Raw genomic sequence first — 15,524 nt, 5'->3', positions numbered from 1 at the left:
TAAACAGCTAATCCAAATATAGTGCAAGATTTTTTCTTATTTATCGATACTGAAACTTCCGGTTTGCCAAAAAACTGGTCGGCTCCCTACGATGAGGAAAAGAACTGGCCTTATATTATACAGTTAGCCTGGGTGATTTTTGATCAGGAATACCGGGAGGTTAAGCGCGCTAATTATTTTATCAAGTGTAGCGATTTTAAAATTGAAAAGTCGGCACAGAAAATACACCATATTACAGAAGAATTTCTGATGATCAATGGTGGTTCGCGTGAGGTGGCACTCGAAGCTTTAAATCAGGACCTGATCAGGTATCAGCCATTGGTTGTCGGCCATTTTATGGAGTTCGATTACCACATGGTCAACGCCGAGCATCAGCGTATCGGGAAACCGACTGAATTGAATCATTTACCGTTATTTTGTACCATGAAAGCGAGTGCACCCTTTGTAACAAACCCCTCAAAAGAGCTTTTAAAGCTTAATGAGTTTTACGAGGCCTTATTTAATGAAGAGCCTGAAGCTTTTCATCAGGCCCTTGCCGATGCATTTAATACCTCGCGTATTTTTTTCGAGCTTAAAAGAATGGGTAAAGTGACAGCGGAAAGCATTACTAAACAGAATAATAATTTTACCATTAACCATAAAGGCTCAAAACCGGAAACTGCTAAAAGTTTTATCAGCCGGTTATTTTCATTTTAATCTATGGATGAAAACTTCAGCAAATCACAGGAAGACGTCGCCGCCTCACTGGTAGCAGCCGTGAGCGATCAAAGTGCCGTATCCAGTAATTATTTGCTTGCTGATCAGCTTTATAATACCAGAATTAATGATCTTGCCTACAAAAAGATCATCAGTTGCCTGCCTGAAACCCCAATATATCTGGCGGCACAACAGATGGCCGCCAATAAAACCAGCTGTCTTTTCATCAGAAATGAAAATCATGAATACTTAGGATTCGTAACCGATATTACGCTCCGCGATCGGGTAATTGCCACCCAACTGGATTCGCAATCGCCCATCAGTAACGTAATGGACGAAAATATTGTGAGCATAGCCAGTGATGTATATGTGTATGAAGCACTCCTGCTCATGTTTAATACCAAATCGCGCTACCTGCTCGTTAAAAACGGACATGAATATGTAGGTTTTCTCAGTAAAAACAGGTTATTAAGTGAACAGGCCCAATCTCCCCTGGTCTTCATCCAGTCGGTAAAATCAGCGGCCAATACCACCGATTTACGGTCCAAATGGCGCAAAGTGCCCGGCATCGTTGCCCAGCTGCTCGCCCGTGGCGTACATGCCGAAATTGTAAACGAGGTGGTAACAACCATTGCTGATGCCATTTCCAATAAAATCATTGAGGATGTGATTGCTAAACTCGGTCCTCCACCGGCTAAATTTGTTTTTATGGTATTGGGTAGCGAAGGACGAAAAGAACTTACGCTTAAAACCGATCAGGATAACGCCATTATTTATGAGGACACACCTGAAGAGAACAGGGCAATGGTACGGACCTATTTTCTCGATTTTGCCACTCAGGTTTCTGATAAGTTAAACTACGTTGGTTTCGTATACTGCGATGGAGATTATATGGCTACCAACCCCAACTGGACCCACTCCCTGTCGCACTGGAAATACAATTACAAAAACTGGATTGAAGAGGCCTTACCCGAAGCTGCAGTTAAGTTTGCCGCTTTCTTTGATTGCCGGGCAATTTATGGCGACGATAGTATTATGCAGGAGCTGCGGCTGTTCGTTGATGATGAGCTTAAAAAACCGATAGAGAAATTCTATGTATACCTGGCCAAAAATGCTTTGCTGTATGAGCCACCCCTCACCTATTTTAGAAACATCAGAACACAGAAAATAGCAAGTAAAGAGGTTTTTGATATCAAAACAGCCATGACGCCGATTGTGGATCTGGTGCGCGTGTATGCGCTGCAAAACCGGATCTTTCAGAAAGAAAATACCGGCGAACGCCTGAGGGCATTGAAAGACATGGGCGTATTTAATGATACACAATTCAACGAGCTGATGCAGTCTTACTACTACCTGATGGGCTTGCGTTTGAAAAATCAGTCGCGACAAATTATTGATGCCCATGCCGCCCCCAATAATTTCATCGAAATCAACAGCCTCACTAAAATTGATAAGGTTACCCTGATCGAAATTTTTAAAACCATTCAGAATTTCCAAAGCGGGATTAAGATTAGGTTCACCAACAGCCTGGGCTAATGGATTTGGTTATGCTTCGAAAAGCTTAAAACAAATACCCGATCAAAATCCCGATCAGCACAATAACCGGCGGACTGATTTTCGTGAAGTTCAACAGCAGAAAAGTAGCCACTATAATGCCCATAAAAAGCCAGTTAAGGCTCATGGGGATTAATAAAAGGATAAATGCCGCAATGATAAAGCCTACACTTACGGCATTGATACCAGATAAACTATGGCGGATCCTGGAAATCTTTTTTAAATCATCCCAGAACGGAACGATAAACAGCACCAGGATTAATCCCGGAAGGTTTATGCCGATCACACCGATTAAGCCACCCAATATTTGTCCGGTCATGCCATAGCCAAAGTTTCTCATGCTCAGGGCACCCAGATAACTGGTAAATGAAAAGGTAGGGCCTGGTAAGGCTTGCTGTAAGGCAAAGCCTGATAAAAAGCCTGAAGAGCTGAGGTAATGCTTCATCTCTACAAACTCAGTAAACATCAGCGGCACCAATACCTGCCCGCCACCAAACACCAGGATCCCGTTACGGTAAAAGTTTTCCAGTAAACGGATCGGCAAACTAAATGGCGATGTTCTGTTGATCACCGCACCAACCATCGCAAACAGCAGCAGCGCACCCAGAAAGTAAATCATTTTTCTCGGGTTGATGTTGGAGAATAACTTTACCCGGAGCTCGGTTTCTTCTTTTGGTGTTTCAATAGCCGAAGAAATAATTCCCCCTACCAGAATGGCCAGCGGAAAAACATAAGCATTGCGTAGTACAAATGTAGCCACTACAGCGCCTACGGCCAGAAATACCGATACCTGTGAAGTGAGTACTTTTTTGCCCAGTTGCCACGCACCGTAGGCTACAATGCCCAGTGCGATGGGCTGAATGTATTCTAAAATATCATTGAACTTTTGTTTTTGATCCAACAAGGCATAACTGATGGCGGCAAAAGTCATGATCGCTGCCGTAGGCAAAATCCAGATCAGAAAGGTAATGATGGCGAGTTTAAGTTTGCCTACTTTCCAGGCTATACCAACTAAAGTTTGTGTAGAGGCTGGCCCCGGAAGTACTTGTGCCAGTGCATTTAATTCCAGCAACTCCTCTTCTGAAATGAACTTTGTGCTCTGCACAAAATACTTTAAAAGCAATGCCAGATGTGCCTGCGCGCCACCGAATGAAGTAAACGTAAAAAAGATTACATTTCTGATGAAAAGCCACTGCCTCTTGGCGGCGATAGGTTTTGCGGAACTAATCATCTTCGTAATCCAGGCCTGCTGCGGTATTGTAAGCGCCTTGTAATTCAGAGAATGCATGCATATCCCGCTTATTCCGGGCAACCACCATCCCTTTCTGGTAAACTTCAATCGCCTTCTCTTTCTGATTGTCTTTTTCCAGCAACTTGCCAAGGTGATAGTACGTGCCTACATAATCCGGGTGCTCATCAGTTAACTTAAGGTAAAAAGAATAGGCTTTTTCCTTATCATCCTGAGCGTTATACTCTGTGGCTAAGGCATATAATATAAACGGATCGTTAGGATCACTTTCTAAAAACTCCAATAACTTGGCTAAACGTGTAGATGACATTTTATTTCCTTGCTTTTTTAATTAAATTTGCAACAGACCTTATATATAATTCAAAACAAATATGAAACATTTATAGGCATCTTTATTGCTTGTTCAGATTCATATCACTTAAAAATCAATTTAACATATGAAAATATTAGTTTGTATCAGTAACGTGCCCGACACGACGACAAAAATAACTTTTACCAACGATAATACCGAATTCAATACTGCCGGAGTTCAGTATATTGTTAATCCTTATGATGAAATTGCATTATCAAAGGCTATTGAACTAACTGAAGGTGGTAAAGGCACCGTAACGGTAATCAACGTTGGCGAGGCAGCTAACGATCCAACCATCAGAAAGGCATTAGCCATTGGTGCCGATGATGCGGTACGTGTAAATGCTGCTCCACGCGATGCCTATTTTGTAGCAAAGCAAATTGCTTCTTACGCTGCAGATAAAGATTTTAATGTGATATTAACCGGCCGCGAGTCCATCGACTTCAATGGAAACCAGGTTGCCGCTATGGTTGGCGAATTTTTAGACATCCCTTCTGTTTCCATCATCAAGAAACTCGACTATGACGGAAGCACAGCAACCATCGAAAGAGAAATTGAAGGCGGAAAAGAAGTGTTAACGGTTACTGGGAAGTTTGTAGCGAGCTGCGCTGAAGGCGTTGCTGAACCTAAAATCCCGAACATGCGTGGTATCATGAGTGCCAGAACAAAACCCTTAACTGTTGTAGAGGCGGTTGCAATTGATGCCGTGACCAAAGTAACCAAATATGAAACTCCTGCCCCACGTGGTGCTGTAAAATTAATCGCTGCAGATCAGGCTGAATCTTTAATCGGACTATTACACAGCGAAGCTAAAGTAATCTAATCCGGATTTCCTGAAGGGAAATATTAATTATCCAATCGTTACACCATCCTTTTTTAAGGATCAAGAAATAAATATATGTCAGTATTAGTATATGTAGAGCAAGCTGAAGGTAAATTTAAAAAGTCTGTTTTTGAAGCAGTTTCCTATGCCAAAGCAATTGCCGATCAGCAGTCAACTGGTTTAACTGCCATCTCCATTGGCGATGTGGCCGAAAGCGAATTAAAAGAATTAGGTAAATACGGTGCATCGAAAGTGTTAAACGTAAGTGCTGAGCAGTTGAAAACCTTTGTTAACCAGGCTTATGCCAGCGTAATTGCTGCTGCAGCTGAAAAAGAAGGCGCAGATATCATCGTGCTTTCCAACTCTTTCTCAGGTAAAGGTTTGGCGCCACGTATTGCGGTAAAACTCCAGGCCGGTTTAGCAGACGGGGCCGTTGAGCTTCCAAGCACTGACGGAAAGTTTGCCATTAAAAAAACAGCCTATTCTGGAAAAGCTTTTGCCATTACCGAATTGACATCTGCCAATAAAGTCATCGCATTGAATCCGAATGCATTTGGAGTAAAAGAAAATGCCACAGACATCGCCATCGAAAATTTCGCGGCTGATGTAAAACAATCCGATTTAGGTACGGTTATCAAAGATATCGTTCGTGCTTCGGATAAGGTATCATTACCTGATGCTGAACTGGTAGTTTCGGCAGGAAGAGGATTAAAAGGTCCGGAGAACTGGGGAATGATTGAAGAGCTGGCAGGCTTATTGGGTGCTGCAACCGCTTGTTCTAAGCCGGTTTCTGATGCCGATTGGAGACCTCACTCAGAACACGTTGGACAAACCGGGATTGCTATCAGTCCTAATTTGTATATTGCAATCGGAATTTCAGGAGCGATCCAGCATTTAGCGGGTGTAAGCTCCTCAAAAGTGATTGTTGTTATCAATAAAGATCCTGAAGCACCTTTCTTTAAGGTTGCAGATTATGGCATCGTGGGCGATGCTTTTGAAGTTGTTCCTAAATTAATTGAAGCTTTAAAAGCGCATAAAGGGTAAGACTGATAAGACCTTATGGGTTTTCAAAACCTGTAAGGTCTTCGTTTATATATGAAAAAAGTTAAGTTAGATATTGTAGGTTTATCTTACAGTCAGACACAATCCGGCGCTTATGCCCTGGTTTTAGGTGAAGTAAACGGACGCAGGCGCCTCCCAATTATTATAGGTGCCTTTGAGGCGCAGGCCATTGCCATCGAAATTGAGAAAATGACCCCAAGCAGGCCCTTAACTCATGATTTGTTTAAATCGATGGCCGATACTTTTCATATCAATATTCAGGAAATCATTATTTATAATCTGGTAGACGGCGTTTTTTATGCCAAACTGATTTGTAGCGACGGGAAAAATACGCATGAAATTGATGCCCGCACATCTGATGCGATTGCTCTCGCCGTGCGCTTCGATGCCATGATTTATACCTATGAATTTATTCTTGCTTCGGCAGGGATTGTAATTGAAGGTAATGATTTTCTTTTTCTGGAAAATATGGACTCTATTGCCAAAGAACCTGAAGCAGAAAGCATGACAGCCACCGCGCAACAGGGATTTGGGGATTTAACCACCGAAGAGTTGCAGCAAAAATTACAGGAAGCTATTGCCGATGAAGCTTATGAAAAAGCCGCAAGGCTGAGAGATGAACTGAATAAACGGGGAAAATCATAAAACCGGGTGAATTTTCATCTTTTTTAATGAAAACAACCGATAAAATACAGCCATAATAGAACTGGCCCAAATTGTTTAAAATAATTTGGGCCTTTTTTTAAATATCTTTTAAAATAGTTCTATATTCAACCTTTACTTTCAAAAATCAAACAACACGATATGATGAATGTTAAGTTTCGCTTAACGCTGATGAGCTTTATGCAGTTTTTTGTATGGGGCGCCTGGTTAATTACAATTGCAAATTATTGGTTCGGAACAAAACAATGGGATGGTACACAGTTTGGTGCCATATTCGCGACCATGGGATTTGCATCCTTGTTCATGCCTACCTTAACAGGAATCATAGCAGATAAATGGGTAAATGCAGAAGTATTGTATGGTATCCTTCATATCTTATACGCAGCTGTACTCTTTTATCTTCCGCAGGTGGAAAGTCCGAATGCCTTTTTCTGGACCATCCTGATAGCCATGTGCTTTTACATGCCTACCATATCATTAAGTAATTCAATATCATACACCACTTTGAAATCGGGTAACCTTGACGTGGTTAAAGACTTTCCACCCATCCGCGTATGGGGAACGGTGGGTTTCATTGCAGCCATGTGGATTACCAACCTGAGTGGTAGTAAAGCAAGTGCAAATCAGTTCTACATTGCAGGTACGGGCGCATTATTATTGGGTATTTACAGCTTCAGCTTGCCTAAATGCAAACCAAGTAAACTGATATCCGAGAAAGCTTCACTGATGCAAACTTTAGGTCTGGAGGCCTTCAAGCTTTTTGCAAACTACAAAATGGCTTTGTTCTTTATCTTTTCCATGTTTCTGGGTGGTGCATTACAGCTCACCAATGCCTACGGCGACGTATTCCTGGATGAGTTTAAACACTTTCCAAGATATGTAGATTCTTTTGTGGTACGCTATTCTACCATCATCATGTCGATATCTCAGGTATCAGAAACCCTCTTCATTCTGGCGATTCCGTTCTTTTTAAAGCGTTTTGGAATAAAAAAAGTGATGATTATCGCCATGCTTGCCTGGGTGTTCCGCTTTGGTTTGTTTGCCTATGGCGATCCGGCCGGCAATTTATGGATGATTATCCTATCCTGTGTAGTTTACGGTATGGCCTTCGATTTCTTTAACATCTCAGGTTCGCTGTTCGTGGAAACTTCCACTACCCCTAAAACCAGATCTTCAGCCCAGGGCATGTTTATGATGATGACCAACGGATTCGGTGCAGTTTTCGGTAGTCTGGTTTCAGGATGGATGATTGATAAATATTTTACCAGATCATTTTCAAACATACAAGCCACATCAGAATTTGTAGGTGCTGAAAGTACCAATAGCCACCTCATTGATTTTGTAAAAAGTCAGGGCGTTAGCATCCTTGCAGATGGCTCCTTTGATAAAGCCATCCACATGAAAGACTGGCACCATATCTGGCTGTCGTTCACCATATATGCTTTGTTGATTACCATTCTTTTTGCGCTGATGTTCAAACACAAACACACCATCGCCGAAGAAAAAGCCATTGATGCCATTAGCCATTAAAATTTTTTATCTCGAAATACGCTCATGTCTGCCGGAAAATATAGAAAAGAACACAATTGCCTAAACTGTGGATCGCATGTAGAAAAACATTATTGCAGCGACTGTGGTCAGCCTAATTTAGAACTTAAGGAAAGCTTCTGGGGCTTTATCAGCCACAGTATCGCCCACTATTTTCATTTCGACAATAAGTTCTTCCAGACTTTAACTCCCCTGCTTACTCAGCCTGGGCAGGTAACGCTAGATTACCTCGCCGGTAAACGTGCCCGTTACATCAATCCGGTGAGCATGTACATTTTTGTTTCCATTGTTTATTTTTTGGTGGCTTATTCACCTGAACATAAATCTAAAGAGAAGGAACATGTGAGCGTAGAGACACAAAACAAGCAGAAAGCGGCTTTAGATTCTGTAGACAAACGCTTAGGCGCCGCTGGTATTCTTAAGCATGCCCCGGGCATTGCCAGCGATGTAAGACAAGGCATTAAAGAAGACATTGATAAGGGTACTTTTAAAAGCATGACTTTTAATCAGCAAAGCGCTGTGCTTGCTGATTTAAAAAAGCAAAACAAAGCCAGCCGCTCTGATTCACTTGCCCGCATCATTACAAAGTTCAGTGAAATTCATGATGAACGTAATGATTCTACCTACGAAGCTTACCTTAACAGGCAAAAGCATTTGCCCCTTTTGGAAAAAGACAATTGGTTTGAGCGCATGATCAAAAAGCGCTCGATTACCCTTGGTGCAAAGTCAGAAGTGATTGAAGAAACCCTGGAGCACAACAGGCCTAAGCAATACTTCCTGCTCATGCCCTTACTTGCCCTATTCATCATGTGGAATTTCCGCCGTAACCACATTTACTACCTTGACCACCTGATTTTTACCATACACGGGATGACGGCTTATTTTATCATCTCCATTTTTACCCAGCCAATTATCAAATACATTTTCGGTACAGACTCCATCATATCTACAATAATAAAAATAGGTGTAGTCGTATGGATTTGCTGGTATATGTTTAATGCACTTAAGGTCTTCTATCAACGCCAGAAAGTAGTGGGTAAAATGCTTATGATTTTTATCCTGTACTATGTGGCCTTCCGCTTAACCGAAATGATCATGCTCAATCTCATCTACTATGTAGCGGTGTAACCTCCCTTTTGCGATTGCACCACTTCTATGCCTTACATTATTTCTATTTCACCCAGGTATTTGCTATTGCTTCTGCTTTTACGGTCTTCTGATACGAACGCGATGTAAGCATGAACTTTTATACCCGAAAAACGCTCGCCTGCATTTAGCGTTGCTGTTCCAACCTGACGTCGGCACCCGGCAGTTTCAAATTTCGCTTTACGCTGTTCCGGATTGTAGATTACCAGCATCACGCGGTCATCGTATCTATAAGGCCCTTCTTTACTCCAGTTAAAAGTAACTGAACCTTTTTCATTGCTGCTTACCTCAACCTCCGCTGCCATGGATTGCTGCCCATAACTTAGCAATACTTTGGCAGGGTCAATGTAAAATCCTGCATCATCTGTGATCAGTGCATTTTTTGAATTGTAGGATTTTGCTGCTAAAAACCCCTGATAGGTTTGTGCATAGCCCTGGAACCCCACCCGCAGAAATTCTGTTAAGGGGTCGAACCATTGCTGAACATATGCAAACTTACGCTGATTTGCGAGTTCCTTTTCTGAAAAAGGGGTATGCCTTTCTCCTACTGTACGAATAACCTGCTGCCCAAATAAAGGGTAGCTTACTACTTTTCCGAGTTTTCCTCTGAATCCTCCGTTGAAGCCCTTGTCTAAAATTCCCATAATCTGTTTTTTTTCTACAATCATAGCAATTAGGAATAATATCTGCAAGTTGATTTACAGGGACTTAACCCGGATTTGAAGGGGGGTTGGTACGGAAATGCCCCTACTAACCCCCTACCACTCCCCTGTAAATCCCCTGCAGAGCCCCCGTCAAGGCAGTAATTGAGGGTACCCTGCAATACGTTTGCAATTGTGGAAAAAAAGTATTAAAAAACAAAAAAGCCACAGGTTCCATGAACCTGTGGCTTACATATTATCTGTATTTAGCTTACTTTCTGTCTTTGATATTTACAAAAGGTCTGTCAGTTTCACCAACATAAATCTGGCGCGGACGGCCAATTGGCTCTTTGTTTTCGTGCATTTCTTTCCATTGTGCAATCCATCCCGGTAAACGGCCCAATGCAAACAATACGGTAAACATTTCTGAAGGGAAACCTAATGCCCTGTAAATGATACCTGAATAGAAATCTACGTTTGGATATAATTTTCTGTCGATGAAATACTGATCGGTTAAGGCCGCTTCTTCCAGTTTTTTGGCAATCTCTAATACGGGATCATTGATGCCCAGGTTTTCCAGAATATCATCGCAAGCCTTTTTAATGATTTTAGCACGTGGATCAAAGTTCTTATACACGCGGTGACCAAATCCCATCATCCGGAACGGATCGTTTTTATCTTTCGCTTTTGCGATCCATTTCTCTGTATCACCACCGTCAGCTTTAATCAGTTCAAGCATGTCGATTACAGCCTGATTGGCGCCGCCATGAAGCGGACCCCATAGTGCTGCTATACCTGCTGCTACTGATGCATATAAATTACAATCTGATGAACCAACAATACGTACAGTTGATGCTGAACAGTTCTGCTCGTGATCGGCATGCAGGATCAATAACTTGTTCATGGCATTAACCACAATCGGATTTACTTCATAATCTTCGGTGCGCTGTCCGAAAGTCATCCAAAGGAAATTGGTTACGTAATCGTATTTGTTTTTAGGATAGATAAGCGGGTTGCCTAACGACTTCTTATAGATGAAAGATACGATAGTTGGTAATTTAGCCAGTAACTTAATGATGGTTAAATTTTGCTCTTCAGCAGTTTGATTCGGCTTTAAACACTCAGGGTAAAATGTAGATAGAGAGAAAATTAGTGAGCCCAGCTGACCCATTGGGTGAGATTTGGAAGGATAGCCATCAAAAAACTTCTTCATATCCTCATGAATCAAAGTATGTTTGTTGATCTCAGTCTGTAAATTTTCTACTTGTTCTTGTGTTGGAAGATCACCATAGATAATCAGGTAGATAACCTCAAGGAAGCTTGATTTTTCTGCAAGCTCTTCGATTGAATATCCCCTGTATTTCAGGATACCTTTTTCTCCATCTAAAAATGTGATTTTACTTTTTGTCGAACCAGTATTTTTAAAACCAGTATCTAAAGTGACAAAGCCTGTTTGATCTCTTAACTTAGAAATATCGATGGCTTTTTCGTCTTCTGTTCCTGTTATTACTGGCAATTCTATTGTCTTACCATCAACTTTGATCTCTGCAATATCTGACATATTATTGTATTGTGTTTATAGCTTTCTAAATTATATAAAATTAATATACGGGCATAACAAATCTGTTAATTTAATATGAAAATTAAGTCGGTGTGACGTAACAATCATGATTTGATTAAGATTTTCTGCTGTTTTCTTATTTGGTTTTAATCTCCTCTACCACGCTGCCACATTCCAGCATTTCATCACCGTAGTAAGGATTTCTGATTTCCTTTTCCGAAGATAACCAGTCGCCGCCATCCCCTTTGTTTGCCATCGGGCAATGTTGTACATAGACTGTGCCTTTTTCAAGCTCACTACTTTTAACCAGTGCAATGATATCTGCGCTAAGTGTGGTGAAATCTTTACGTTGCGCAGTAAGGTCAGCTTTTGAAGCAATCTTTCCGGCAATTAATGCCGTAGGCTCACAGCCAGCGTAACCCGCTAAACTTTTTTCAAGACTTTGTGCTGCCGACTGTGCCTTTGAGGAATCCGATTTTACTAGCGCATTTTTTAGGTCGAAATATTGAGATAGGATAGTATTCTTTTGTGCATCCATTACTAAAACATCCTGATTTGCCGTAGCTGATTTAGTGGTAGAATCTGTAATGCTTTCTGATTTTTTTTCTGATTGATTACAGGCAAGTAAAGTGGCTAAAATGGCAATGCCGAATATTTTTTTCATTGTATTTGGTTTTCGGCTCAAAATAGCAATTATAATATTAAATCAATAAAAAAAGCCCTGCAAACTGCAGGGCTTCCCGATTAAATGATGTTTTAATTATAATTTGAAATTATAAGCTAATCTCAAATTAAACTGACCTGTTTTCATGAAATACAAATCTGATGAACTGTTATTCACATATCCTTCGTATTTAACGCCAAGATCTAAACCATTTTTCCATTCGTATCCTAAACCACCAGTGTAGATGAAGTTCATATTGGCGCCATCTTTAACTGCCAAGCCTGATCCAAGCTCGGTAGCCAGGTACATTCTCTCAATCGGAAATACTCTAACACCACCTAATAAAGGGATGAATTCAAATTTCAATGGACTGCCTTTCCATTTTAAACGGGTGTAACCACCAGATGCAGTAACGGCCACAAAAGGACTTAAGTCATACTGTAATCTTAAGTCTGCTCCATAACCATAATCCATTTCCGAACGATCAGGAAATAAGCCATAATTTACGCCAACACCTACTTTGAATGCCATGCCACTTCCTGCAGCTGGTGTTTCCATGGTTTGAGCCTGTAAATTTGAGCTTGCGAAAATTGCAACTGCCGTTGCTGCTGTTGCAAAGAATTTAGTAATGTTTTTCATATTCGATATGTTATTTAATTATTAGGTTTATCATACTTACGCAGAATTGTATCAATCAGATTTATTAATTTTCATTTTTTTCAAAATGTCCTGAAATAAAAAAAGCCCCGCACATGTGCGGGGCTCTGTATAAATGTTATATTTATTACAAGCTAAATCCGTAAGCCAGACGTAAGCCAACATAACCTGTGCTTCCACCATCTCTTGCTAAACCTTCGTATTTAACGCCAAGATCTAATCCATTGCTCCATGCATAACCTAAAGCCGGAGAATATACAAATGATGTTCCTGCGCCTTTATTGGTTCCAAAACCGGCACCCAGTTCTGCTAGTCCGTAAACGCCTGATCCTGAATCGTTGAAGAAATATTTGGCACCCACTTTAACCGGGATATAACCGAAATCAGGAACATCAACCCCAGTATTACCGATTTCCTTACCCAGGAAACGGGTATAACCTGCTGTTACCGGAATCGATAATTGTTTATCTACATCAAACTGATAACGTAAGTCTGCGCCTAAGGCCACACCGTAAGCATCACTTGTAGGGATACCACCAATAATTCCTATGCCTAATTTTTGTTTATTTTGAGCGTTAGCATTTGTAGAAATAAATAAAGCTACTACAGCTGCTGAAGTAGCTAGAATTTTAGTAATTGTTTTCATTTTAAGATATCGTTTTATTAGGTAAAATAATATGCTTCACCAATTACAAAGGCTGTGCCAAAAAACCGCCTATTTATAGCAAATAGCTATAATTTGGTCATAAACAGCACTTAAAAGAATAATTTTATTTAGTTTAAACCTTTTGCAGGATGAGCTGTTTTAAAAGGTTGGTTTCAGCGCCGGCATCGAGCCAGTTTATGCTCACCCCATCCTTTTCCATCTTTCTGAAAAACGTATTCTGGCGTTTGGCATACTGGCAAATGGCTATACCAAGTTTGTTTCTTAGCTCCTCGAAGTCGAGCAAACCGCCAAGGTATTGCGCGATGAATTTATACTCCAGGCCATAAAATACCAGCATTTCAGTGGTAATTCCTTCAGCAAGCAGCGCTTCTACTTCGGCAATCATTCCATCGTTGAAACGATTATCCAGCCGCTTTAATATTTTAGAACGCGTCAGGTTGACTTCACTCTTCAGTCCGAAAACAATGGGTCTCAGTTCAGGGCGGGCAACTACCTCAAGTGTGTTCGATTGCAGGAACGCTTCTATTTCAATTGCACGGATTAGCCTCTTCTTTGAAGACAGATCTACGAGTTGCAGATTCTGGCTCTTGCTAATCATGACCTGAAGTGTTTCTTTGGAAAGAAGTTCGAGTTCTTTCCGGAGTGCGTCGTTTACCGGGACAGCGGTGTAGGGTTGGTTTTGAAGCAAACTATGGATATACATTCCGGTACCGCCGCAAAGCACAGGGATTTTACCTTTAGCAGAGATGCTTTCGAAAGCCTGATAAAAATCATTCTTGAAAGCATCCACGTGGTACCGCTCCCCCGCATCCAGTATATCGATTAGATGATAAGGAATGTTTTGATTGTTGATCACATACTCGTTCAGGTCTTTTCCGGTACCGATATCCATTTTACGAAATACCTGCCGGCTATCGGCGCTGATGATCTCGGTGCCTAAAGCCTGGGCAACCTGAACGGCGAGCCGGGTTTTTCCTGAAGCCGTAGCACCCAGGATAATAACCAGGTTATAATCTTCCTTCATCACACCTCCATATAAATTTTAAACTACCGGTATTGAATACTTCCTTACCACTTACACAAGCATCCTTTTTGAGTTTACGGTTCCCTTCATCATCAAGGCAAAAATACTGCGGGGCAATGGCGTTGATAAATTTGAAATTCAGTTTTTCATACGCCTCTCCAGCCGACCAGTCGCGATCTGCGTAGCTCATGATGTCATTTGGCTGATATTGCGCTTCGAAATGTTTCAGGAGCTTACTTAGTCCACCCGTTACGGAATGGCCAGCCTGTACCGCAAAACGAATGAGCTCTGCTGATTTATAATTTTCACTGTGATTCATTCTGCGCAAGGCCGAGAAGGTGGCTACGGCAACGAGGTTGTCCTTTGCAAATAAACCCAATTTGTAACGGCTGCTCACCGTTCCCTGCAGATGATTCTCGTTCAGGAATTTATCTGCTACTGGTTTATCCAGTTTGATCACGCTGGTTTTCCGGCCATGGATCCGGATATTGTCGCCCAGAAGGGATTTTATTCTGGCTAAAACCTGTAGCGACCGGTTTAGCCATACATCCTCCCACAGATGTATGCATCTTTTTTGTTGAAGAAAATAACTTTGCTGCAATTGAATAAGCTGATCAACTTCGAAGTTGTTATTAAGGGGGACCAGATTCAGAAAAAGCTGATCAGTATGGATTGCGAGCAAAATGAAACCGTCTTTATGGACTAGCCGGTACGCTAAACCTTCGTTCTCCAATGCAGATTGTAATTGCGAAATCCAGTAGGTTGCTGTTTGGGCAGGTGTTGTCAATAGTGTCAGTTTATCCGGTGACTTTCAATCACCGGATGCAAATTTAAGAACAGAATCTTAAATCCACTCTTTTTCCTTAAACTTTGAATGGGCTATTTCCACCAGGGTTTCCACTTCTTTGCGTTTTGAATCGTCTAGTGTGTTCGTTTTTAAGCCAGATTGCTCAGGACTAAACTCAATAAGCGCTTCATTTCCTGCTGAAAATGCTGTGGAGTTTATCTTCAGCTCTACCTGATCTCCACTGATATAGATACCGGCAAAAAATCTTTCTGTACTCGTTTTACCGTTTTCTTCCACATTCTTTTCACTGTATAGATCGTAACCTGATTCAGAATTTTCATGTACAGTATATCCACGTGATGCGTAAGGTTGTAATCCAGCCCTGATGGTTTGAAATATTTCGGTAAGATCGGTTTTCATAGCTTATACT

The 15,524-nt window shown here is 41.3% G+C and carries 17 protein-coding genes; 7 read left to right on the top strand and 10 right to left on the bottom strand.

Features of this window, described 5'->3' with window-relative positions:
• Positions 1–21 precede the first annotated feature (21 nt).
• Both AB669_RS16590 and AB669_RS16585 read left to right on the top strand, forming a co-directional pair.
• A complete protein-coding gene (locus AB669_RS16590; protein WP_053058449.1) occupies positions 22–696 on the top strand; it encodes a 3'-5' exonuclease in 675 nt (224 codons plus the stop codon).
• Positions 697–699: 3 nt separating this feature from the next.
• Entirely contained in the window at positions 700–2,232 is a 1,533-nt protein-coding gene (locus AB669_RS16585) for a DUF294 nucleotidyltransferase-like domain-containing protein (RefSeq protein WP_082120713.1), read from the top strand.
• A gap of 25 nt (positions 2,233–2,257) precedes the next feature.
• Here AB669_RS16585 and chrA read toward each other — a convergent pair whose 3' ends face one another.
• Positions 2,258–3,481 carry a chromate efflux transporter gene (gene chrA / locus AB669_RS16580; RefSeq protein WP_047800468.1) on the bottom strand — a complete coding sequence of 408 codons (1,224 nt, stop codon included), beginning with the start codon at positions 3,479–3,481 and terminating at the stop codon, positions 2,258–2,260.
• Positions 3,474–3,809, bottom strand: coding sequence for a lipopolysaccharide assembly protein LapB (locus AB669_RS16575; RefSeq protein ID WP_047800467.1), 336 nt, complete (start codon positions 3,807–3,809; stop codon positions 3,474–3,476). Before AB669_RS16575 ends, chrA begins: the two co-directional genes overlap by 8 nt.
• Before the next feature lie 127 nt (positions 3,810–3,936).
• Between AB669_RS16575 and AB669_RS16570 the strand changes: the two genes are divergently transcribed.
• The 5 genes from AB669_RS16570 (at position 3,937) to AB669_RS16550 (ending at position 9,075) form a co-directional block, all read left to right on the top strand.
• A complete protein-coding gene (locus AB669_RS16570) occupies positions 3,937–4,674 on the top strand; it encodes an electron transfer flavoprotein subunit beta/FixA family protein (RefSeq protein ID WP_047800466.1) in 738 nt (245 codons plus the stop codon).
• Between the two features lie 75 nt (positions 4,675–4,749).
• Complete coding sequence (locus AB669_RS16565; RefSeq protein ID WP_047800465.1) at positions 4,750–5,718, top strand: electron transfer flavoprotein subunit alpha/FixB family protein; 969 nt, start codon at positions 4,750–4,752, stop codon at positions 5,716–5,718.
• Positions 5,719–5,769: 51 nt separating this feature from the next.
• Positions 5,770–6,381: a bifunctional nuclease family protein gene (locus AB669_RS16560; RefSeq protein WP_047800464.1), complete on the top strand. Its 612-nt coding sequence runs from the start codon at positions 5,770–5,772 to the stop codon at positions 6,379–6,381.
• 162 nt (positions 6,382–6,543) lie between these two features.
• The gene (locus AB669_RS16555; RefSeq protein WP_047800752.1) at positions 6,544–7,929 is read left to right on the top strand and encodes a nucleoside permease; all 1,386 of its coding nucleotides are present in this window, start codon (positions 6,544–6,546) and stop codon (positions 7,927–7,929) included.
• Between the two features lie 24 nt (positions 7,930–7,953).
• Positions 7,954–9,075 (top strand): DUF3667 domain-containing protein, encoded by a 1,122-nt coding sequence (locus AB669_RS16550; protein WP_047800463.1) that lies wholly within the window; start codon positions 7,954–7,956, stop codon positions 9,073–9,075.
• Positions 9,076–9,107: 32 nt separating this feature from the next.
• On the opposite strand, the gene AB669_RS16545 is transcribed toward AB669_RS16550, so the two are convergent.
• The 8 genes from AB669_RS16545 to AB669_RS16510 form a co-directional block, all read right to left on the bottom strand.
• The gene (locus AB669_RS16545; RefSeq protein WP_053058448.1) at positions 9,108–9,761 is read right to left on the bottom strand and encodes a DUF6266 family protein; all 654 of its coding nucleotides are present in this window, start codon (positions 9,759–9,761) and stop codon (positions 9,108–9,110) included.
• 244 nt (positions 9,762–10,005) lie between these two features.
• A complete protein-coding gene (locus tag AB669_RS16540) occupies positions 10,006–11,295 on the bottom strand; it encodes a citrate synthase (RefSeq protein ID WP_047800462.1) in 1,290 nt (429 codons plus the stop codon).
• Positions 11,296–11,431: 136 nt separating this feature from the next.
• On the bottom strand, positions 11,432–11,959 hold the full coding sequence (locus tag AB669_RS16535) for a DUF3347 domain-containing protein (RefSeq protein ID WP_047800461.1): 528 nt from the start codon (positions 11,957–11,959) through the stop codon (positions 11,432–11,434).
• 96 nt (positions 11,960–12,055) lie between these two features.
• The gene (locus AB669_RS16530; RefSeq protein ID WP_047800460.1) at positions 12,056–12,598 is read right to left on the bottom strand and encodes a hypothetical protein; all 543 of its coding nucleotides are present in this window, start codon (positions 12,596–12,598) and stop codon (positions 12,056–12,058) included.
• A 145-nt stretch (positions 12,599–12,743) separates the two neighbouring features.
• Positions 12,744–13,262 (bottom strand): hypothetical protein, encoded by a 519-nt coding sequence (locus AB669_RS16525; RefSeq protein WP_047800459.1) that lies wholly within the window; start codon positions 13,260–13,262, stop codon positions 12,744–12,746.
• 133 nt (positions 13,263–13,395) lie between these two features.
• Complete coding sequence (gene miaA / locus AB669_RS16520; RefSeq protein ID WP_047800458.1) at positions 13,396–14,307, bottom strand: tRNA (adenosine(37)-N6)-dimethylallyltransferase MiaA; 912 nt, start codon at positions 14,305–14,307, stop codon at positions 13,396–13,398.
• Positions 14,291–15,094 (bottom strand): hypothetical protein, encoded by an 804-nt coding sequence (locus tag AB669_RS16515; RefSeq protein WP_047800457.1) that lies wholly within the window; start codon positions 15,092–15,094, stop codon positions 14,291–14,293. Before AB669_RS16515 ends, miaA begins: the two co-directional genes overlap by 17 nt.
• A gap of 57 nt (positions 15,095–15,151) precedes the next feature.
• The gene (locus AB669_RS16510; protein ID WP_047800456.1) at positions 15,152–15,514 is read right to left on the bottom strand and encodes a hypothetical protein; all 363 of its coding nucleotides are present in this window, start codon (positions 15,512–15,514) and stop codon (positions 15,152–15,154) included.
• Positions 15,515–15,524: the final 10 nt, after the last annotated feature.

It is taken from the genome of Pedobacter sp. BMA (assembly GCF_001027745.1).
Lineage (GTDB): Bacteria > Bacteroidota > Bacteroidia > Sphingobacteriales > Sphingobacteriaceae > Pedobacter.
This window is presented reverse-complemented; position numbering and strand designations above follow the sequence as displayed.

What these genes read in the sequence shown, in the direction of transcription:
- AB669_RS16560 (WP_047800464.1), top strand. Translation starts at nt 5,770, where the DNA reads ATGAAAAAAGTTAAGTTAGATATTGTAGGTTTATCTTACAGTCAGACA.
- AB669_RS16510 (WP_047800456.1), bottom strand. Translation starts at nt 15,514, where the DNA reads ATGAAAACCGATCTTACCGAAATATTTCAAACCATCAGGGCTGGATTA.
- AB669_RS16545 (WP_053058448.1), bottom strand. Translation starts at nt 9,761, where the DNA reads ATGATTGTAGAAAAAAAACAGATTATGGGAATTTTAGACAAGGGCTTC.
- AB669_RS16530 (WP_047800460.1), bottom strand. Translation starts at nt 12,598, where the DNA reads ATGAAAAACATTACTAAATTCTTTGCAACAGCAGCAACGGCAGTTGCA.
- miaA (WP_047800458.1), bottom strand. Translation starts at nt 14,307, where the DNA reads ATGAAGGAAGATTATAACCTGGTTATTATCCTGGGTGCTACGGCTTCA.
- AB669_RS16550 (WP_047800463.1), top strand. Translation starts at nt 7,954, where the DNA reads ATGTCTGCCGGAAAATATAGAAAAGAACACAATTGCCTAAACTGTGGA.
- AB669_RS16585 (WP_082120713.1), top strand. Translation starts at nt 700, where the DNA reads ATGGATGAAAACTTCAGCAAATCACAGGAAGACGTCGCCGCCTCACTG.
- AB669_RS16535 (WP_047800461.1), bottom strand. Translation starts at nt 11,959, where the DNA reads ATGAAAAAAATATTCGGCATTGCCATTTTAGCCACTTTACTTGCCTGT.
- AB669_RS16525 (WP_047800459.1), bottom strand. Translation starts at nt 13,262, where the DNA reads ATGAAAACAATTACTAAAATTCTAGCTACTTCAGCAGCTGTAGTAGCT.
- AB669_RS16570 (WP_047800466.1), top strand. Translation starts at nt 3,937, where the DNA reads ATGAAAATATTAGTTTGTATCAGTAACGTGCCCGACACGACGACAAAA.
- AB669_RS16575 (WP_047800467.1), bottom strand. Translation starts at nt 3,809, where the DNA reads ATGTCATCTACACGTTTAGCCAAGTTATTGGAGTTTTTAGAAAGTGAT.
- chrA (WP_047800468.1), bottom strand. Translation starts at nt 3,481, where the DNA reads ATGATTAGTTCCGCAAAACCTATCGCCGCCAAGAGGCAGTGGCTTTTC.
- AB669_RS16565 (WP_047800465.1), top strand. Translation starts at nt 4,750, where the DNA reads ATGTCAGTATTAGTATATGTAGAGCAAGCTGAAGGTAAATTTAAAAAG.
- AB669_RS16555 (WP_047800752.1), top strand. Translation starts at nt 6,544, where the DNA reads ATGAATGTTAAGTTTCGCTTAACGCTGATGAGCTTTATGCAGTTTTTT.
- AB669_RS16540 (WP_047800462.1), bottom strand. Translation starts at nt 11,295, where the DNA reads ATGTCAGATATTGCAGAGATCAAAGTTGATGGTAAGACAATAGAATTG.